This window comes from Emticicia sp. MM (assembly GCF_001649495.1).
The window spans coordinates 1-14,936 of the sequence record NZ_LXHX01000091.1 but is presented as its reverse complement, the minus strand read 5'-3'; the positions used below and the strand labels follow the sequence as shown (position 1 = coordinate 14,936).

Below are 14,936 nucleotides of genomic sequence, written 5' to 3'. Positions count from 1 at the left end.
TCTATCTACTCGACCGCATTGCCTTATAAACTTTTATCGAATTATCATTTATAAATTGCTCATATTCAGGACTTTCGCAGCCAAAAATAGCAATTTTGCCATCTTCGTTGTGGTGAACGCCCCAACCATATCGCTTCGTGAGGGGCGAAGCCCTAAAACACGCTTGTCCCTTAGAAAAATAAGCCGCACGAGCATCCGCTAATTCAGCTTCGGTCAACTCATTTTTTTCGGCAAAAACCTGAAACAATACATCATCGGAGGTGTACTTGTATGGGTTTTTCTTCAAAATCTCAAACTGAATATTGGCGATTGATTTCTTGTCACCTTTCATTGGCGGCACTTCACCCATGCTGGCGGGGCAATCGTCGGCCACGGCAATGAAGGCCGTTTCGTAGTTGGTCGTATGTACTTTCATCTTATAATTGATTTTCTACAAAGAAAAACAAACTCACTGACAACCCTATGTCAGTAGAAGATATTTTTAGTTCAAAAATGCTCGAACTCCCTCCGAAAATTCTTCGGTATTGTAAGAACCATTATGATTTCCCTTCACAATTTTCAGCGTAGCATTTTTAAAATAAGTCTGCAAAACTTCTGGATCGCCGTTATCTTTATCTTCATTTCCTGCAATAATCAATACTGGTTTTTTGAATTTCATCAGTTCAGCAGGTGAAGTTACTGGCTGGTATTTTTGCAGAAAACCCAAAGCCAAAGTATCGGCATTGATAGATTTGGCGTATTTTACCGCACCTTGGGCAATTGGGTGGAGGTGAGCTTTTCCGCTAAAGGCTTCAGCAAACATCAGCCTTCTATCCCAATTAGAGTTCGTAAAATGTTGTCCCATTCCGCCCAAAACTACCTGTGAAATACGCTTATCTTTTGTCAGCAATTTGGCTGCCACAATCGCCCCACGAGAATAACCCACAACTGCATAAGTCTTGATTTTTAGGTCTGAAATGATGCCTGCCACATCAGCAGTTTCGATGTCGTTTGCGTAAAATTTATCTTCATGAGGTTTATCCGAACGCCCGTTTCCACGCAAATCGGGTACGATTACCCGATACCCATTTTTAACTAAATCCTTGAATAAAGCTGTTTTTCGCCAATTTGCCCCAGTATTGATAAATCCGTGTAGCAAAACGATAGCTTTCCCCGAACCTGTATCGGTATAAGCAATTCTGATTTTATCGGGAGCTTCGTAGTATTTGAAACTTTGTGCAAATCCAGAAGAAGAAAAAAGCAGTACGAGAATCACACCAAAGCTACTAAGTTTTTTTAAGCGTTTCATAATTTTGATTGAGGTTGAAAAGAGCAAGCAAGATAAGGTTTTATTGTAAGACTTCAATCATTCTTTCAAGCCTTCTAATCTTTCTCAAAAATAAAATCAAAAAAACATTTGTGCAAGTAAATACTTGCGTATATATTTGCAATCAAATACTTGCATATTATGGAAGCCAGAAGAGATGTTTTTCAAGCAATAGCCGACCCCACAAGGCGACAAATTATTGATATGTTGGTTGATAAACCGCTCAATGTCAATGCTTTAGCCGATAATTTCAGCATGAGCCGACAGGCGGTTTCATTGCACGTAAAGATTTTGGAAGAATGCGAATTAATTGTAATCAGAAAGCAAGGCCGAGAAAGAATCTGCGAAGCCAAGTTTGAAAAACTCAGCGAAGTAGCCACTTGGGTGGAGCAATACAGTAAATATTGGGAAGAGAAATTTGATGCTTTGGAGAAATATCTGGAGAAAATTCAACAAAAAAAGTAGGACAAAAAAATTAATTGATGAAATATGGAAACACAGAAAAATGAAAAAGCTACCTTAACGATTATCCGAAAATTCAATGCTCCAAAATCATTGGTTTTTCAGGCATTTGCCACGCCCGAAGCAATGGGCGAATGGTGGGGACCAAGCATCGCCAAAATGACGGTCGTAAGTTTTGACTTTCGCCCGCAAGGAATATTTCATTATAAAATGGAATATTCGGCCGAACAAACACTTTGGGGAAAGTTTGTTTATGGAAATATTGTAGAACCCGATTTGATTGAGTTTACGAATGCTTTTTCGGATGAAAATGGCAATTTAACCAAAGCCCCATTTGCCCCTAACTGGCCTTTGGAGATTTTTAATCGAGTGACTTTGAGCGAGCTAAATGGGCAAACTACGCTTATTTTGAAGGGGTATCCTGTAAATCCGAGCGACTTGGAAACCAGTACTTTTATCGAAATGCAGCCAAATGTTACCGAAGGTTTCAATGCTACTTTCGACCAACTCGAACGCTACGTAAATGCGGCATTAACAATCAGAAAAGAATTAAAAACTACCAAGAAGGCACGCACAAGCACATACCTGAATTTTGCAGGAAATACCGAAGAAGCCTTTATGTTTTATAAATCTGTTTTCGGAACTGAATTTAATGGTGGGAAATTCCAGCGTTTTGGCGATATTCCAGCAACGGAAGGGCAACCACCGCTTTCGGACGAAGTAAAAAAAATGATTTTGCACATTGAATTACCGATTTTAGGCGGACATATTCTGATGGCAACCGACGCACCCGAAAGCATGGGCTTTTTTCTCAAACGTGGCGATAATATGCACATCAATCTTGAACCAGAATCGAGAGAAGAAACCAAGCGATTATTTGATGCTCTTTCTGAAGGAGGAAATATCACGATGCCACTCGAAGACATGTTTTTTGGAGCTTATTATGGAAGTATCACCGACAAATACGGCATTAATTGGATGTTGCATTTTTCGGAGTGATAAAATACTTTACGAGAAAAACCTGCAAGCGATTTTTGCAGGTTTTTCTTTTTTCTAATAAAATATCAAGGTAATTGATATTTCTTGAAAAAATCCCAAATTAGATCATTGGCATTGATGGCTGTCGAAATTTCATCTGCATCTGCTCTTGCTTTTTCGCCACTTGGCCACGAATGTCCACCGTCTTTAGTCAAATAAATTTCTACCGAACTATTGGTGCAGTTTGCCCACTTTGTAATGCTGTATTTCTCGAAATTTTGAACTGTTTTGGCCGTAGTATTACAAGAATTATTTTTCAACCAAGCATTAATTCCCTGCTCAACTGGTGGAATTGTGAAGCCAAAAGTGCTTCTACCACCATTATAAGGTACTTTTGTGTCTAAAATAGAATGAATATGCAAAACTGGAACTGGTCTTGACGAAACACACGGTTGAGTAGTGACCATCGAGCCAGCTACTGGGGCAATAGCAGCGATTTTATTCGATAATTCGCAAGCCAAACGATAAGACATCATCGCTCCGTTCGACATGCCTGTTACGTAAACTTTCTTACGATTAAGTTTCGGATAATTCTTCAAAAGTTCATCAATCATTAGACTGATAAATTTTACATCATCAATGTTTTTTTCTACGGCATAATCGCAGCAAGTGCCTGCATTCCAAGTTCTGGCTCTTAGTATTCCGTCACTTTGCACGCCTTCGGCATAAACTATGGCAAAGTTCTCTTTATTAGCCTTTTCGGTCAAAAAATAGTTTTTCTCCATTTGAGTGGCACTGCCAGCTCCGCCATGTAGGCCAATTACTAATGCAAAATCAGTTGCTTCATTATAATTGGGTGGAAGGTTGAGCAGATAAGTGCGGCTCAGCCCATCAACGGTCATTGTACCATTGACTCGAAATTCTTTGATGAGTGCGATTTTTTCCTTGAGTCGTTCGCAACTAAAAACTGTAAACGAGAAGCAAACAATTGAGAGGAGGATTTTTTTCATAGATTTTCTTTGGGAATGTGTTACGAAATTAGACCTTTTCGGCCGTAAAAGGTTTAATAATTTGATTAATTCAATACTCGACTTTTTATTAGTGAACCTTCGTAAACAAAGAAATGATTTCTGATTATCTTTGTTGAAACTCTATTCAACCTTACATTTCTAATGAAAAAATCACACTTGCTTATTGCATTGATGGCCTTGTGTACGCTTGGTTTTGCACAAACTTCTGCACCCGAAAAAACAATTATACAGATAGATTTAAACAAAAAAGTTGGCGAGATGTCAACGATGTGGGCGTGGTTTGGGGCTGATGAACCTAACTATGCGTACATGAAAGACGGCAAAAAACTATTGACCGAATTGAGCCAACTGAGTCCAGTACCTGTTTATTTTAGAGCCCACAATATGCTTACCTCAGGGCATGACACCCTTACAATGAAGTGGGGTTCGACGAATGTTTATACCGAAGATGCCAACGGAAAACCAATTTATGATTGGACTGTTGTCGATAAAATTTTTGATACTTACCAGCAAAGAGGTATTAAACCAATGGCTCAATTTAGTTTTATGCCCGAAGCTCTTTCTACCAAACCACAACCTTATGAGCATAATTGGAAACCAGGAATGAATTATACCGAAATCTTTAAGGGGTGGACATACCCTCCTAAAGATTATAAAAAATGGGCAGATTTGGTCTATGCGTGGGTAAAACACTCGGTTGAAAGATACGGAAAAACCGAAGTAGAAAGTTGGTACTGGGAACTTTGGAACGAACCAAACATTGGTTATTGGAGCGGAACGGTAGAAGAATATTGCAAACTATACGACTACACCGCCGATGCCGCTAAACGTGCTTTGCCAACAATCAGAATAGGAGGCCCAGAAACCACTGGTCCAAGTTGGAACAAAGCGGCTGATTTCTTGAAAACTTTTCTAACTCACTGCCAATCAGGAACAAACTACGTCACAGGAAAAGTTGGTTCTCCACTTGATTTTATCACTTTTCACGCAAAAGGTTCGCCTAAAATCGTTGAAGGACACGTACAGATGAATGTCGGTACGCAACTCAGAGATATTTCGGAAGGTTTCAGAATAGTTACATCTTATCCGAAATTCAAGAAACTACCAATCATCATTGGCGAGTCTGACCCCGAAGGTTGTGCGGCTTGTGGCATGAAAACAAATCCATCAAATGCGTATCGAAATGGCACGATGTATTCAAGCTATACCGCCGCCTCGTTTGCCCGAAAATATGCTTTGGCCGATTATTTCAAAGCCAATTTGTTAGGAGCAGTAAGCTGGTCATTTGAGTTTGAGAACCAACCGTATTTTTATGGTTTCCGAGATTTGGCTACCAATGGCATTAATAAACCAGTGCTAAACGTTTTCAGAATGTACGGAATGATGTCGGGCAATAGGGTAGAGGTAAAAGGCAATCAGAATTATACTTTTTCGATGGTGCGAGATTCGAGTGTACGCAAAAAAGCCGATATTGATGCCCTCGCCAGCAAAGACCAACGCTCGGCGGCCGTAATGGTTTGGCATTATCATGATGATGACGTAAAAGCTGAAGATGCCACCATTGAAGTTGATTTAAAAGGTTTTCCTGCCCAACAAGTTAATTTTAAGCATTACCGAATCGACAACGAAAATAGCAATTCGTATGAAGTTTGGAAGAAAATGGGTTCACCCGAAAATCCAACGGCCGAGCAAATCAACACCTTAGAAAAAGCAGGACAATTGACATTGCTGACTTCACCCACATATATAAAAACCGATAATGGTAATTTAAAACTGAATTTAAAATTACCTCGTCAGGGAGTTTCATTGTTGAAGTTTGATTGGTGATTAGTGTATATCGAAATATATGATGTTTACGAGCGGGAAGTTAAGATTTAGGGTATAAAAATAACTTATCTTCAATGATTTTGTAAGGTAAAAAGTCCTTTAGAAGTAGGTGAACAAAGAATTGTAAAAAGACGTTGTTAAAACTGTTGTAGTAGTCATAGCTGGCTACCACAAAAATCATAAACCATATAAAAAATGAAAGCCGTAGGATTTAAAACCTCATTACCAATCTCAGAAGAAAATAGTTTCATTGATTTTGAAACAGCCAAGCCAATTCCAGTTGGGCATGAATTATTAGTAAAAATTAGTGCAATTTCAGTCAATCCAGTTGATTTTAAAATCAGACAAAACTCTGCAAAAGATACTGTTTTAGAAAACCCAAAAATCATTGGTTGGGATGCCGTTGGAGTAGTAGAAGCCGTAGGAGAAAGCGTTTCGCTCTTCAAAGTAGGTGATGAAGTTTATTATGCAGGAGATATTACAAAATCAGGCTCAAATGCTGAATATCAAGCAATTGATGAAAGAATTGTAGGCAAAAAGCCTAAAACTTTGAGTATTGCCGATGCGGCTGCAATTCCATTAACAGCTCTAACAGCTTGGGAAATATTCTTTGATAGAATGAGACTCAGCGCTGAAAAAGATAAAGGCAAAACACTTTTAATCATTGGTGGTGCAGGAGGTGTTGGTTCGATAGCGATTCAATTAGCCAAAAAACTTTTAGGTTTGAAAGTTATCGCAACGGCCTCAAGACCCGAAACTATTCAATGGTGTAAGCAATTGGGTGCAGATTTGGTAGTTAACCACCGAGATTTAGTCAATGAAGTGCGTAATGCGGGTTTTCAATACGTTGATTTTATTGTTGATTTCGTAGATACCAACGCTTATTGGGATAGCATGGCCGACCTCATCAAACCACAAGGACATATCGCTTCTATCACTGGTAGTGCTGCACCTGTGGTTTTAAATAAATTGAAAACCAAAAGTGTGAGTTTTTCTTGGGAATTTATGTACACCCGCTCAACTTTCCAAACCGAAGATATGATTGAGCAGCACCATATTCTAAATAAAGTAGCTGATATGCTTGATAGCGGAGAGTTGGTTTCAATACTCAAGCAAACACTCATAGGGCTTTCGGCTGATAATCTCAAAAAAGCTCATACGCAGTTAGAATCTGGCACAACTATCGGAAAGTTAGTTATTCAGTTCTAAAACTTTACAGAAAAATGTTTTACCAAATTATTAGGGTATGAAAAGAATTGTTTTCTACCCTAATAAATCTGCTGTCTATTAAAAAAAGCAATCCTATCTCTCATCGGTTTCATTGAAAGCATATACCACTCAGGTAATTTTATGAATTGATTCTAAAATCTTGTATTTTTTCTTGGAAATTTGTTTTTAAATTATTTACTTTGAAACACAAAGTACTTTTCATTAATTTAAAACATAAAATTATGACAGCTCAAAACAGCAATCGATTAACGATTATCTTATCAGCCGCAGGGCTTTTACTTTTAGTACCATTAGTAGCAATGCAGTTTACGAATGAAGTAAATTGGACTTTCTCCGATTTTATAGTAGCGGGTGTTTTGTTATTTGGTACTGGCGGATTAATTGAATTGGCTATGCGAAAAATTAATAAAGTAGGAACAAGAGTTTGGGTAATTTTAGGAATATTGATAGTATTATTTTTAGTTTGGGCTGAATTGGCAGTCGGAATCTTCGGAACTCCATTTGCTGGAAGTTGATTTTTTGAATTGAAATCATACAAAACCTGCTTCGATTCAGCTGAAGTAGGTTTTTTATTTATGTTAATAGTCTGAAAATACTTTTGGCTCTTGAGTGCTTAACCGAATATGTTCGGCTAACTTAGCCGAAAACTATTGGTATGCTAAACATCATCAAACAAAGCCTTTGGAATCAAATGGGAGCGAGTATTGATATGCTCGAAGACTCGATTTTACTCTGCCCAAACGACCATTGGGACACCGAACGAAAATTTTGGTATCAGTCTTTTCATGTCTTATTTTTTCTTGATTATTATCTTTCTACCGAACCTCCAACTTTTTCTACACCAAAACCTTTTACTGAGTCAGAATTTGAAGACCGAATGCCTGAAAGAGTTTATACAAAACCCGAATTACTCGAATATTTGCAGTTTTGTAGAGAAAAATGTAAAGACTTAATCGAAAATTTGAGCGAACAGCAATTAGAATTTCGCTGGATAAATTCTTCTGGTTCGATGAATTATTCCATTCACGAAATACTTTTATACAATTTACGCCACGTACAGCACCACGTAGCACAGCTAAATTTACATCTAAGACAAGTTATTGACGATGCTCCTGAATGGGTCTTTCGTACGAATTGAGTAGAAAAGTTTACTTGTAATTTGTATTTGCTTTAATAGCCTTTATATTTGATTTTTACAACAAAATATATGAGCAGCATTACAGTCGAAGAGTTTTATAAGGAAATCAATGTTCCGATTCCAGAGGGGTTTCGGAAAGAAATCGGGCATTTCAATGTTTTTGAAATAGATGATTTTATTAGAGGGCTACGTGAAAAAAACGTAATGCTTTATAATAGGAGGGCTTATTATAAAATTAGTCTGATTATAGGTAAAAATAGAGCCGAATATGCCGATAAAGTGATTGATATTGAACAAAATGCTTTGCTTTTTGCAACGCCTCAGATTCCGTATCATTATGTTCCACAAGACACCAATCAAAAAGGTTTCTTTTGTGTTTTTACGCCCGAATTTCTGATAAAAAGTAAAAGTGGAGTCAATATCGACGAACTTCCAATTTTCCGACCAGATGGCTATCCTGTTTTTCAACTTTCTGACGAAAATGTAGAAGAACTATTGGCTATTTTCAAGAAAATGCACCGAGAAATAGCCTCTGACTATGCTTATAAGTATGATTTACTCCGAAATTATGTCTTAGAATTGATTCATTACGGACAAAAACTTCAACCCGCAACGGCCATATATTCAACGCATAATGCGGCTTCGAGGGTTTCTTCATTGTTTTTGGAATTGCTTGAAAGACAATTTCCGATTGAATCTCCACAACAAAAACTCAATCTCCGAGCTGCCAAAGATTACGCCGACCGCCTTTCGGTGCATGTCAATCATTTGAACAAAGTTTTGAAAGAAAATACTGGTAAAACTACAACTGAAATCATCGGTGGAAGAATTACGCAGGAAGCAAAAATATTATTAAAACAAACCGACTGGAATATCTCCGAAATTGCCTATTCGTTGGGCTTTGAAGAAGTGGCTCATTTTTCTAATTTCTTCAAACGTCAGACCTCACTTTCGCCTGCCCAGTTTAGAGTTTGATTTTTCAATGTTTGAATTTTGCAAATAATGCTTTCGTTTTTGCAAACACATAGTCAACATTTACCTACAACTTTGCAACATCAAATAAAACAAAAAACATGAACAAAATTGCACTCGTAACAGGCGGAAGCCGTGGACTTGGGAAAGACATGGCTCTTTCGCTTGCCAAAAAAAACATTGATGTTATTTTAACCTATAACAGCAACCAAACAGATGCTGAAGAGGTAGTGAAAGCCATTGAAGACAGCGGCCAAAAAGCAGTTGCTCTAAAGCTCGATGTGGGTGATATTAAATCTTTTGATGTATTCTTGAGGCAAGTTTCAGCGGTTTTAGAAAGCAAATGGCAAACTTCTACTTTCGATTTTTTAATCAATAATGCGGGTATTGGCGGCACTATTCCGATTGCCAATATGACCGAAGAAATCTTCGATAATTTTGTAAATATTCATTTCAAAGGTGTTTATTTCTTGACCCAAAAATCATTGTTGATGATGAATGATGGAGGCGGAGTAATTTTTATATCATCAGGTACAACTCGCATGACAATTCCTGGTTATTCTATCTATTCATCATTGAAATCAGCTATTGAAACCTTCACAAAAGTGGTTGCTAAAGAATATGGAAGTCGAGGGATTCGCTCGAATGTGGTAGCACCTGGCCCAATAGAGACTGATTTTAACGATGCAGCCATCAGAAATAACCCACAAATGAAAGGCTATTTATCGGGCATTACAGCACTGGGCAGAGTAGGAAATGCCGATGATATTGGTGGCGTGGTGGCTTTTTTGTGTACGGAAGATGCCAAATGGATAAACGGACAACGAATTGAAGTTTCGGGTGGAATGAGTTTGTAAAATGAGGTATTTAAGAGACACAGATATTTGATGCTTGTGCCTCTTATTCTTCTTCCCGTATAATTTTATCACGGTGTTGTAGCCCCCAAAAGTGTAATTCATCCATTACTTTTTCGAGCGACATTCCGTGTTCGGTAATCGAATATTCAACCGTAGGTGGGAAGGTGTCGTGTACTTCTCGCTTGATTAATTGATTGGCTTCTAAGTTTTTCAATTCCTTTGATAAAACCTTATCCGTAATTCCGCTTACTTCTTTTGAAAGTTGCTTAAAACGCTTTGTTCCTGAAGATAAAGCAAATAAAATCAACAATTTCCAGCGTCCTTCGAGAGCTTCGAGGGCATCTTTTATCGAAAGAGCCGATTTCGGACAAGTTCCATTCCCAAGCATAGACAGTTATTTTTGTGTTACTTTCCAGTTGGATAGTGCTATCCAATTGGAAAGTGCTATCATTCGGGTAGTAAAGATAAATACTTTTGTGCCATTATAAAAACAAAAATAAAGAATGGAAAAAACACAAAAGAACTCAAAAACACTCAATCTCATACTTTGGGGCGTACAGTCTTTGATCGCCATCACTATGCTATGGGCATCGGGAATGAAATTATTGCAACCCACCGAAAAATTGGCTCAGATGTGGCCTTGGGTGGCAAATCATGCAGTTTTAGTGAAGTTTACGGGTATTGTCGATTTACTTGGCGGAATAGGCATTATCTTACCAACCATACTCCGCATTAGGCCGAAAGTCACGGTCATAACTGCCTTAGCAATTGTAGTACTTATGCTTTGTGCCACTATTTTTCATATTTTGAGGAGCGAAGCACCACAAATTGGGGTAAATATCGTTTTTGGATTTATGGCAGGATTTGTGGCTTGGGGAAGAACTCACTAAAAAAAGATAGGACACCACAATTATCGTGAGTGTCCTATTCGTTTTTCACAGTAATTAATTCAATTCAGTTACAAATTCGTTCTTAGGCTTACGCACTTTCTTCAAGTTTGCGTTCCAGTCGTTGGCGGCATCACGGTAGCCTAAAGGTAAAATCACTACACTTTTTAAGCCTTTTTCGCTTAATCCAAGCAATTTATCCAGTTCAGCAGGTACAAAACCTTCCATCGGCGTAGCATCAACTTTTTGCTCTGCTGCGGCAGCAATAGCCATCGAAAACGAAATATAAGCTTGCTTAGCTGCGTGCGTAGCGTGCCATTCTTTTCCGAGTGGCTCATACATTCCCCAAAGCATATTTTTATAATCATCCATTTGTGTTAGTGGCAAGCCTCTTTCTGTCAGGATTGCATGAAAAGCCTTTTCAATACGTTCTAACGAATAACCATCCCAAGCTGCCCAAACCAATAAATGCGAACCATCGGTAATTTGACTTTGATTAAAGGCAAATGGTTTGATTTTTTCAAGCATTTCTTTATCTCTAATCACAAAAACCTCATAAGGCTGCAAACCCGACGACGATGGAGCAAGTCTTGCTGCTTCCAGTATATAATCTAATTTTTCTTGTGGCACCACATTGCCATTCATTTTCTTGGTGGCGTATCGCCATTCTAAACTTTCTACTAAGCTCATTTTCTTTGATTTAATATTTGATTGCAAAACTATGAATGATTAGTTACTTTTAGTAACTTTGTGTCAAAAAGTAATAGTGAATTTTAAGCAACTTAATTACCTATGGGAAACCAACTTACATCCGAGAAATCAATTCAATGTAAAAACTCAGTAAGAGCCATTCATGATGTAATGGATATTATTGGCGGAAAGTGGAAAATCTCGATCATTGCCTGTTTATGCTTTCATAGTATGCGTTTTAGTGAAATTTTAAAAGAAATTAATGGAATTTCGGGCAAGATTTTGAGTAAAGAACTAAAAGACCTCGAAATGAATCAGTTGATTACCCGCACCGTGATGGATACGCAGCCCATAACCGTTGAATATGCTATAACCGAATATGGCAGAACCTTGAAAGAGGTAACGAGCGTAATTGCCGATTGGGGCATGAAACACCGACGACGAATCATGCACCAAGAAGAAGTAGAAATGGCAGAACTATTTCATTAAAAGTGAGTGTTAGCCAATTAAAAACTTTTTCTATGACAACCTATTTAATCATTCCTGGCCTCGGCAATTCGGACGAAAACCATTGGCAAACACACTTTGAAAATTCGGGAGAAAATTTCATTAGAATTAATCAAAAAAGTTGGGACGAACCCGACTGTGAGGACTGGATTCAGAACATCGAAAAAGCAATTTCAGCTTACGAGCCTTCAAACGTTGTACTGGTTGCTCATAGTCTGGGTTGTACGGCTGTGGCTCAGTGGGCGAAACGCTACCCAAAAGCTATCAAAGGAGCATTATTGGTTGCTCCGAGCGATATTGAAAACCCAGTTTATACTTTCCCGATGACAGGTTTTACGCCAATTCCTTTAGATAAACTGCCTTTTAAAAGCATTGTAGTGGCAAGTTCAAATGATGTTTGGGTGTCGGAAGAACGAGCCAAATTTTTGGCCGATGCGTGGGGAAGCGAATACCTAAATATTGGCGAAGCTGGGCACATCAACGTAGCGGGTGGTTATGGTGAATGGCCTACTGGTTTGGAGTTACTAAAGAGCTTTGATGTTTGAGTATTTTTTGTATTTTTGGAAGAAAAAATATTCTCATTCAACCAAAAATTAACGAAAAGACATCTTTATGAAAAAAACACTCGTTGCCTTGTTTTCAGTAGGCATCCTATCAGTAGCTTTATGCTCATGCACAGAAAATAAGGCAAAAAATAATGAACTAACCAAGCAAGAAACAGAAGAAGGCTGGAAATTGCTCTTTGATGGCAAAACCACCGACGGTTGGCATTTATATAACAAAGGAAAAGTGGCTTCATCGTGGACAGTAAAAGACGGGGTATTGGCTTGCAATACTGATACGACGGGCATCGAACATGGAGATTTGGTTTCGGATAAAATTTATAAAAATTTCGATTTAAAATTTGACTGGAAAATCTCAAAAGCGGGTAATAGTGGCGTTTTTGTGAATGTAATTGAGCAAGATACAATTCCGACGGCTTGGGCTTCGGGGCCAGAATATCAGCTACTCGAACACGAGAATATCGGAGCAGCTTATCTGAAAGATTCTACCAAATGGTCGGCTTGTTTGTATAGTTTTAAACCTCAGCAAAATCCTGCAAAACTCAAGCCACTGGGCGAATGGAACGAATCGAATATCAAACAAAACAATGGTAAAATTGAGTTTTATTTGAATGGTGTTCTGACCGCCGAACAAGATTTAACTGCCGATACTTGGAAAAATATGGTCAGCAAAAGTGGGTTTAAATACTTTCCGTTATTCGGTAAAAACACTTCTGGTCGAATTGCCCTGCAAGAATGGTCGAAAGGGGTTGCTTTTAGAAATATTAAGGTGAAGGAGTTGTAGAAAAATAGAGATGAAATGTGGCACACTTTCTTTATCGCAGATAACAAGTGTGCCACATTTCATTTTTTTGCTTTCTACTTCAACCGAATACTATACGCCTGAATCAATGGTGGGTTTTCGGGCGACATCGTGAAACTTACTTCTACATTTCCTTTTTCTCCTTCCATCAAAAACTTCCCTCTGAGGGCATTTTCGGCTACGATTTCGTGGACTTTTATGATTTTTCCTGCTTTCTCAAAAATTCCTTCGGCTTCGGCTTTCAAGAGGTCTGGGAAATAGTCTAAGAAGAAGTTTTCGGCAAAAATGCCCGATTTTTCGGCATTTTCCCACGCTGGAAGTAGTTTTATGAGTTCATTTTGGCGTTGTTTCAAAATTGGCGAAACAGGAAATGCAATAGGTTTAAGACCTGCTTTCTCGACAATAAATGGCAAAATTTGGTTGTTCATCAAAGCCGCACCACCGTAAGTTCCGTTCGTGAAAGTGACGATTCCGACACCGTAATTGGGCAAGATTTTCCAGTCAGAGCCAAAACCTGGGAGTCCGCCCGAATGCCCAACGCTCGTGATTTGGTTGCAGTTTTTGTCGATACGCAAGCCGTAACCATAAAACGCAACATTTGTGCAAGGCTCGCCCGCACCTGTATAGCCACGGTTACTTAGACTATTGAAATTCCACGGAAAGTGCATTTCTTTCAAAGAACTTTTCTTCAAAATTGTAGAATTGGCCGCTTTTATATCATAAGCCGCTTGATGAAAAGCCATGTATTTAGAAAAATCTTCGATGGAAGTCAGCACACCGCCCATGATTCCGTACGCACCGTCGGGTTCGATGGGTTGCTCAATGTATTGTTCACGCAACCAACGGTAGCCCCGCACGAGTTGATTGTCTGGCACTTTCGTATAGTCCCAATAGGTATTAGTCATGCCGAGTGGTTTCCACACTTTCCCAATAATGTAGCTTTGGTAACTTTGTCCCGACACATTTTTGATGATTTGCCCCAACATCGCAAAGCCCATATTGCTGTATTCGTAGGCAACGCCTGGTTCGTTTGAGAAGGAGATGCCTTTCTTAAACATTTTCAACATGGTTGCTTCTGAGATACCGAGTTGGCGGTCGCCCCACGGATTATCTTCGGGAAAACCTGCTGCGTGTGAAAGCAAATGACGCACAGTAATTTCGGGTGAATCGGCCGAATATTTTTGACCTTTTAGTTCGGGTATATATTTCCAAACTGGGTCGTCGAGTTTGAGTTTTCCTGCATCTCGGAGTTGCAAAATAGCCACCGAAGCAAAACTTTTCGACATCGAAGCAATGCGATAAACCGACTGATTATCAGCGGTTTTATTGGTTTTGTAATTGACAATACCGCTATTGCTCTGATAAATAATTTTGCCATCAAGCAAAACTGCATACGCCACGCTCGATAAATGACTTTTGACCTTAAAATCTTGAAACTTCGCATCAAGTTCGGGAATCAAAGCCTTGATTTTATCTTCGGTACTTTGAGCGAAAAGATTTAGGCTAAGAAGTAAGAGAAGGAGTAGTTTTTTCATGTGTTGGTTGATGAAGGGGGGAAGTTGGGAGAAGGTTAGCTATGATATAAATATTCATCAAATTGTTTCAATAGAACCATCTTTACGTTCAATGACCATTACCCCATTTTTTGAGTAAATTAAAGGCTGATTGATAGAAAAAAGATATTCT

The 14,936-nt window shown here is 38.6% G+C and carries 18 protein-coding genes; 12 read left to right on the top strand and 6 right to left on the bottom strand.

What is annotated here, in order from left to right; genetic code table 11:
- Position 1: 1 nt before the first annotated feature.
- Entirely contained in the window at positions 2 to 415 is a 414-nt protein-coding gene (locus A6M55_RS10670) for a DUF6157 family protein (RefSeq protein ID WP_064197572.1), read from the bottom strand.
- A 66-nt stretch (positions 416 to 481) separates the two neighbouring features.
- Complete coding sequence (locus A6M55_RS10665; protein WP_064197571.1) at positions 482 to 1,288, bottom strand: alpha/beta fold hydrolase; 807 nt, start codon at positions 1,286 to 1,288, stop codon at positions 482 to 484.
- 159 nt (positions 1,289 to 1,447) lie between these two features.
- Here A6M55_RS10665 and A6M55_RS10660 point away from each other — a divergent pair, with 159 nt between their 5' ends.
- Both A6M55_RS10660 and A6M55_RS10655 read left to right on the top strand, forming a co-directional pair.
- Positions 1,448 to 1,771, top strand: coding sequence for a helix-turn-helix transcriptional regulator (locus tag A6M55_RS10660; protein ID WP_064197570.1), 324 nt, complete (start codon positions 1,448 to 1,450; stop codon positions 1,769 to 1,771).
- 24 nt (positions 1,772 to 1,795) lie between these two features.
- Positions 1,796 to 2,767 carry an SRPBCC domain-containing protein gene (locus A6M55_RS10655; RefSeq protein WP_064197569.1) on the top strand — a complete coding sequence of 324 codons (972 nt, stop codon included), beginning with the start codon at positions 1,796 to 1,798 and terminating at the stop codon, positions 2,765 to 2,767.
- A 65-nt stretch (positions 2,768 to 2,832) separates the two neighbouring features.
- Here the strand turns inward: A6M55_RS10655 and A6M55_RS10650 are convergent, their stop codons facing one another.
- A complete protein-coding gene (locus A6M55_RS10650) occupies positions 2,833 to 3,756 on the bottom strand; it encodes a PHB depolymerase family esterase (RefSeq protein WP_064197568.1) in 924 nt (307 codons plus the stop codon).
- Between the two features lie 162 nt (positions 3,757 to 3,918).
- On the opposite strand from A6M55_RS10650, the gene A6M55_RS10645 reads away from it, so the two are divergent.
- From A6M55_RS10645 to A6M55_RS10620, 6 genes are all read left to right on the top strand, one after another.
- Positions 3,919 to 5,604, top strand: a complete 1,686-nt coding sequence (locus A6M55_RS10645; RefSeq protein ID WP_064197567.1) for a GH39 family glycosyl hydrolase — start codon at positions 3,919 to 3,921, stop codon at positions 5,602 to 5,604.
- Positions 5,605 to 5,799: 195 nt separating this feature from the next.
- A complete protein-coding gene (locus A6M55_RS10640; RefSeq protein WP_064197566.1) occupies positions 5,800 to 6,813 on the top strand; it encodes a zinc-binding alcohol dehydrogenase family protein in 1,014 nt (337 codons plus the stop codon).
- Positions 6,814 to 7,055: 242 nt separating this feature from the next.
- A complete protein-coding gene (locus A6M55_RS10635; RefSeq protein WP_064197648.1) occupies positions 7,056 to 7,349 on the top strand; it encodes a hypothetical protein in 294 nt (97 codons plus the stop codon).
- 140 nt (positions 7,350 to 7,489) lie between these two features.
- A complete protein-coding gene (locus A6M55_RS10630) occupies positions 7,490 to 7,972 on the top strand; it encodes a DinB family protein (protein WP_064197565.1) in 483 nt (160 codons plus the stop codon).
- 69 nt (positions 7,973 to 8,041) lie between these two features.
- Positions 8,042 to 8,947: an AraC family transcriptional regulator gene (locus A6M55_RS10625; RefSeq protein ID WP_064197564.1), complete on the top strand. Its 906-nt coding sequence runs from the start codon at positions 8,042 to 8,044 to the stop codon at positions 8,945 to 8,947.
- A gap of 98 nt (positions 8,948 to 9,045) precedes the next feature.
- On the top strand, positions 9,046 to 9,801 hold the full coding sequence (locus tag A6M55_RS10620; protein WP_064197563.1) for an SDR family NAD(P)-dependent oxidoreductase: 756 nt from the start codon (positions 9,046 to 9,048) through the stop codon (positions 9,799 to 9,801).
- Positions 9,802 to 9,844: 43 nt separating this feature from the next.
- On the opposite strand, the gene A6M55_RS10615 is transcribed toward A6M55_RS10620, so the two are convergent.
- Positions 9,845 to 10,189, bottom strand: coding sequence for a helix-turn-helix domain-containing protein (locus tag A6M55_RS10615; RefSeq protein ID WP_064197562.1), 345 nt, complete (start codon positions 10,187 to 10,189; stop codon positions 9,845 to 9,847).
- A 115-nt stretch (positions 10,190 to 10,304) separates the two neighbouring features.
- Here A6M55_RS10615 and A6M55_RS10610 point away from each other — a divergent pair, with 115 nt between their 5' ends.
- Positions 10,305 to 10,691, top strand: coding sequence for a DoxX family protein (locus tag A6M55_RS10610; RefSeq protein WP_064197561.1), 387 nt, complete (start codon positions 10,305 to 10,307; stop codon positions 10,689 to 10,691).
- A gap of 54 nt (positions 10,692 to 10,745) precedes the next feature.
- Here the strand turns inward: A6M55_RS10610 and A6M55_RS10605 are convergent, their stop codons facing one another.
- Complete coding sequence (locus A6M55_RS10605; RefSeq protein WP_064197560.1) at positions 10,746 to 11,378, bottom strand: NAD(P)H-dependent oxidoreductase; 633 nt, start codon at positions 11,376 to 11,378, stop codon at positions 10,746 to 10,748.
- Positions 11,379 to 11,480: 102 nt separating this feature from the next.
- Between A6M55_RS10605 and A6M55_RS10600 the strand changes: the two genes are divergently transcribed.
- From A6M55_RS10600 to A6M55_RS10590, 3 genes are all read left to right on the top strand, one after another.
- Complete coding sequence (locus A6M55_RS10600) at positions 11,481 to 11,867, top strand: helix-turn-helix domain-containing protein (RefSeq protein WP_064197559.1); 387 nt, start codon at positions 11,481 to 11,483, stop codon at positions 11,865 to 11,867.
- 32 nt (positions 11,868 to 11,899) lie between these two features.
- Positions 11,900 to 12,430 carry an alpha/beta hydrolase gene (locus tag A6M55_RS10595; protein ID WP_064197558.1) on the top strand — a complete coding sequence of 177 codons (531 nt, stop codon included), beginning with the start codon at positions 11,900 to 11,902 and terminating at the stop codon, positions 12,428 to 12,430.
- A 67-nt stretch (positions 12,431 to 12,497) separates the two neighbouring features.
- On the top strand, positions 12,498 to 13,232 hold the full coding sequence (locus A6M55_RS10590) for a DUF1080 domain-containing protein (protein WP_064197557.1): 735 nt from the start codon (positions 12,498 to 12,500) through the stop codon (positions 13,230 to 13,232).
- 74 nt (positions 13,233 to 13,306) lie between these two features.
- Here A6M55_RS10590 and A6M55_RS10585 read toward each other — a convergent pair whose 3' ends face one another.
- A complete protein-coding gene (locus A6M55_RS10585; RefSeq protein ID WP_064197556.1) occupies positions 13,307 to 14,785 on the bottom strand; it encodes a serine hydrolase in 1,479 nt (492 codons plus the stop codon).
- Between the last annotated feature and the right edge of the window lie 151 nt (positions 14,786 to 14,936).

Excerpts from the sequence above, each read along its gene's own strand:
- A6M55_RS10670 (WP_064197572.1), bottom strand. The coding sequence starts at position 415 with ATGAAAGTACATACGACCAACTACGAAACGGCCTTCATTGCCGTGGCC.
- A6M55_RS10665 (WP_064197571.1), bottom strand. The coding sequence starts at position 1,288 with ATGAAACGCTTAAAAAAACTTAGTAGCTTTGGTGTGATTCTCGTACTG.
- A6M55_RS10660 (WP_064197570.1), top strand. The coding sequence starts at position 1,448 with ATGGAAGCCAGAAGAGATGTTTTTCAAGCAATAGCCGACCCCACAAGG.
- A6M55_RS10655 (WP_064197569.1), top strand. The coding sequence starts at position 1,796 with ATGGAAACACAGAAAAATGAAAAAGCTACCTTAACGATTATCCGAAAA.
- A6M55_RS10650 (WP_064197568.1), bottom strand. The coding sequence starts at position 3,756 with ATGAAAAAAATCCTCCTCTCAATTGTTTGCTTCTCGTTTACAGTTTTT.
- A6M55_RS10645 (WP_064197567.1), top strand. The coding sequence starts at position 3,919 with ATGAAAAAATCACACTTGCTTATTGCATTGATGGCCTTGTGTACGCTT.
- A6M55_RS10640 (WP_064197566.1), top strand. The coding sequence starts at position 5,800 with ATGAAAGCCGTAGGATTTAAAACCTCATTACCAATCTCAGAAGAAAAT.
- A6M55_RS10635 (WP_064197648.1), top strand. The coding sequence starts at position 7,056 with ATGACAGCTCAAAACAGCAATCGATTAACGATTATCTTATCAGCCGCA.
- A6M55_RS10630 (WP_064197565.1), top strand. The coding sequence starts at position 7,490 with ATGCTAAACATCATCAAACAAAGCCTTTGGAATCAAATGGGAGCGAGT.
- A6M55_RS10625 (WP_064197564.1), top strand. The coding sequence starts at position 8,042 with ATGAGCAGCATTACAGTCGAAGAGTTTTATAAGGAAATCAATGTTCCG.
- A6M55_RS10620 (WP_064197563.1), top strand. The coding sequence starts at position 9,046 with ATGAACAAAATTGCACTCGTAACAGGCGGAAGCCGTGGACTTGGGAAA.
- A6M55_RS10615 (WP_064197562.1), bottom strand. The coding sequence starts at position 10,189 with ATGCTTGGGAATGGAACTTGTCCGAAATCGGCTCTTTCGATAAAAGAT.
- A6M55_RS10610 (WP_064197561.1), top strand. The coding sequence starts at position 10,305 with ATGGAAAAAACACAAAAGAACTCAAAAACACTCAATCTCATACTTTGG.
- A6M55_RS10605 (WP_064197560.1), bottom strand. The coding sequence starts at position 11,378 with ATGAGCTTAGTAGAAAGTTTAGAATGGCGATACGCCACCAAGAAAATG.
- A6M55_RS10600 (WP_064197559.1), top strand. The coding sequence starts at position 11,481 with ATGGGAAACCAACTTACATCCGAGAAATCAATTCAATGTAAAAACTCA.
- A6M55_RS10595 (WP_064197558.1), top strand. The coding sequence starts at position 11,900 with ATGACAACCTATTTAATCATTCCTGGCCTCGGCAATTCGGACGAAAAC.
- A6M55_RS10590 (WP_064197557.1), top strand. The coding sequence starts at position 12,498 with ATGAAAAAAACACTCGTTGCCTTGTTTTCAGTAGGCATCCTATCAGTA.
- A6M55_RS10585 (WP_064197556.1), bottom strand. The coding sequence starts at position 14,785 with ATGAAAAAACTACTCCTTCTCTTACTTCTTAGCCTAAATCTTTTCGCT.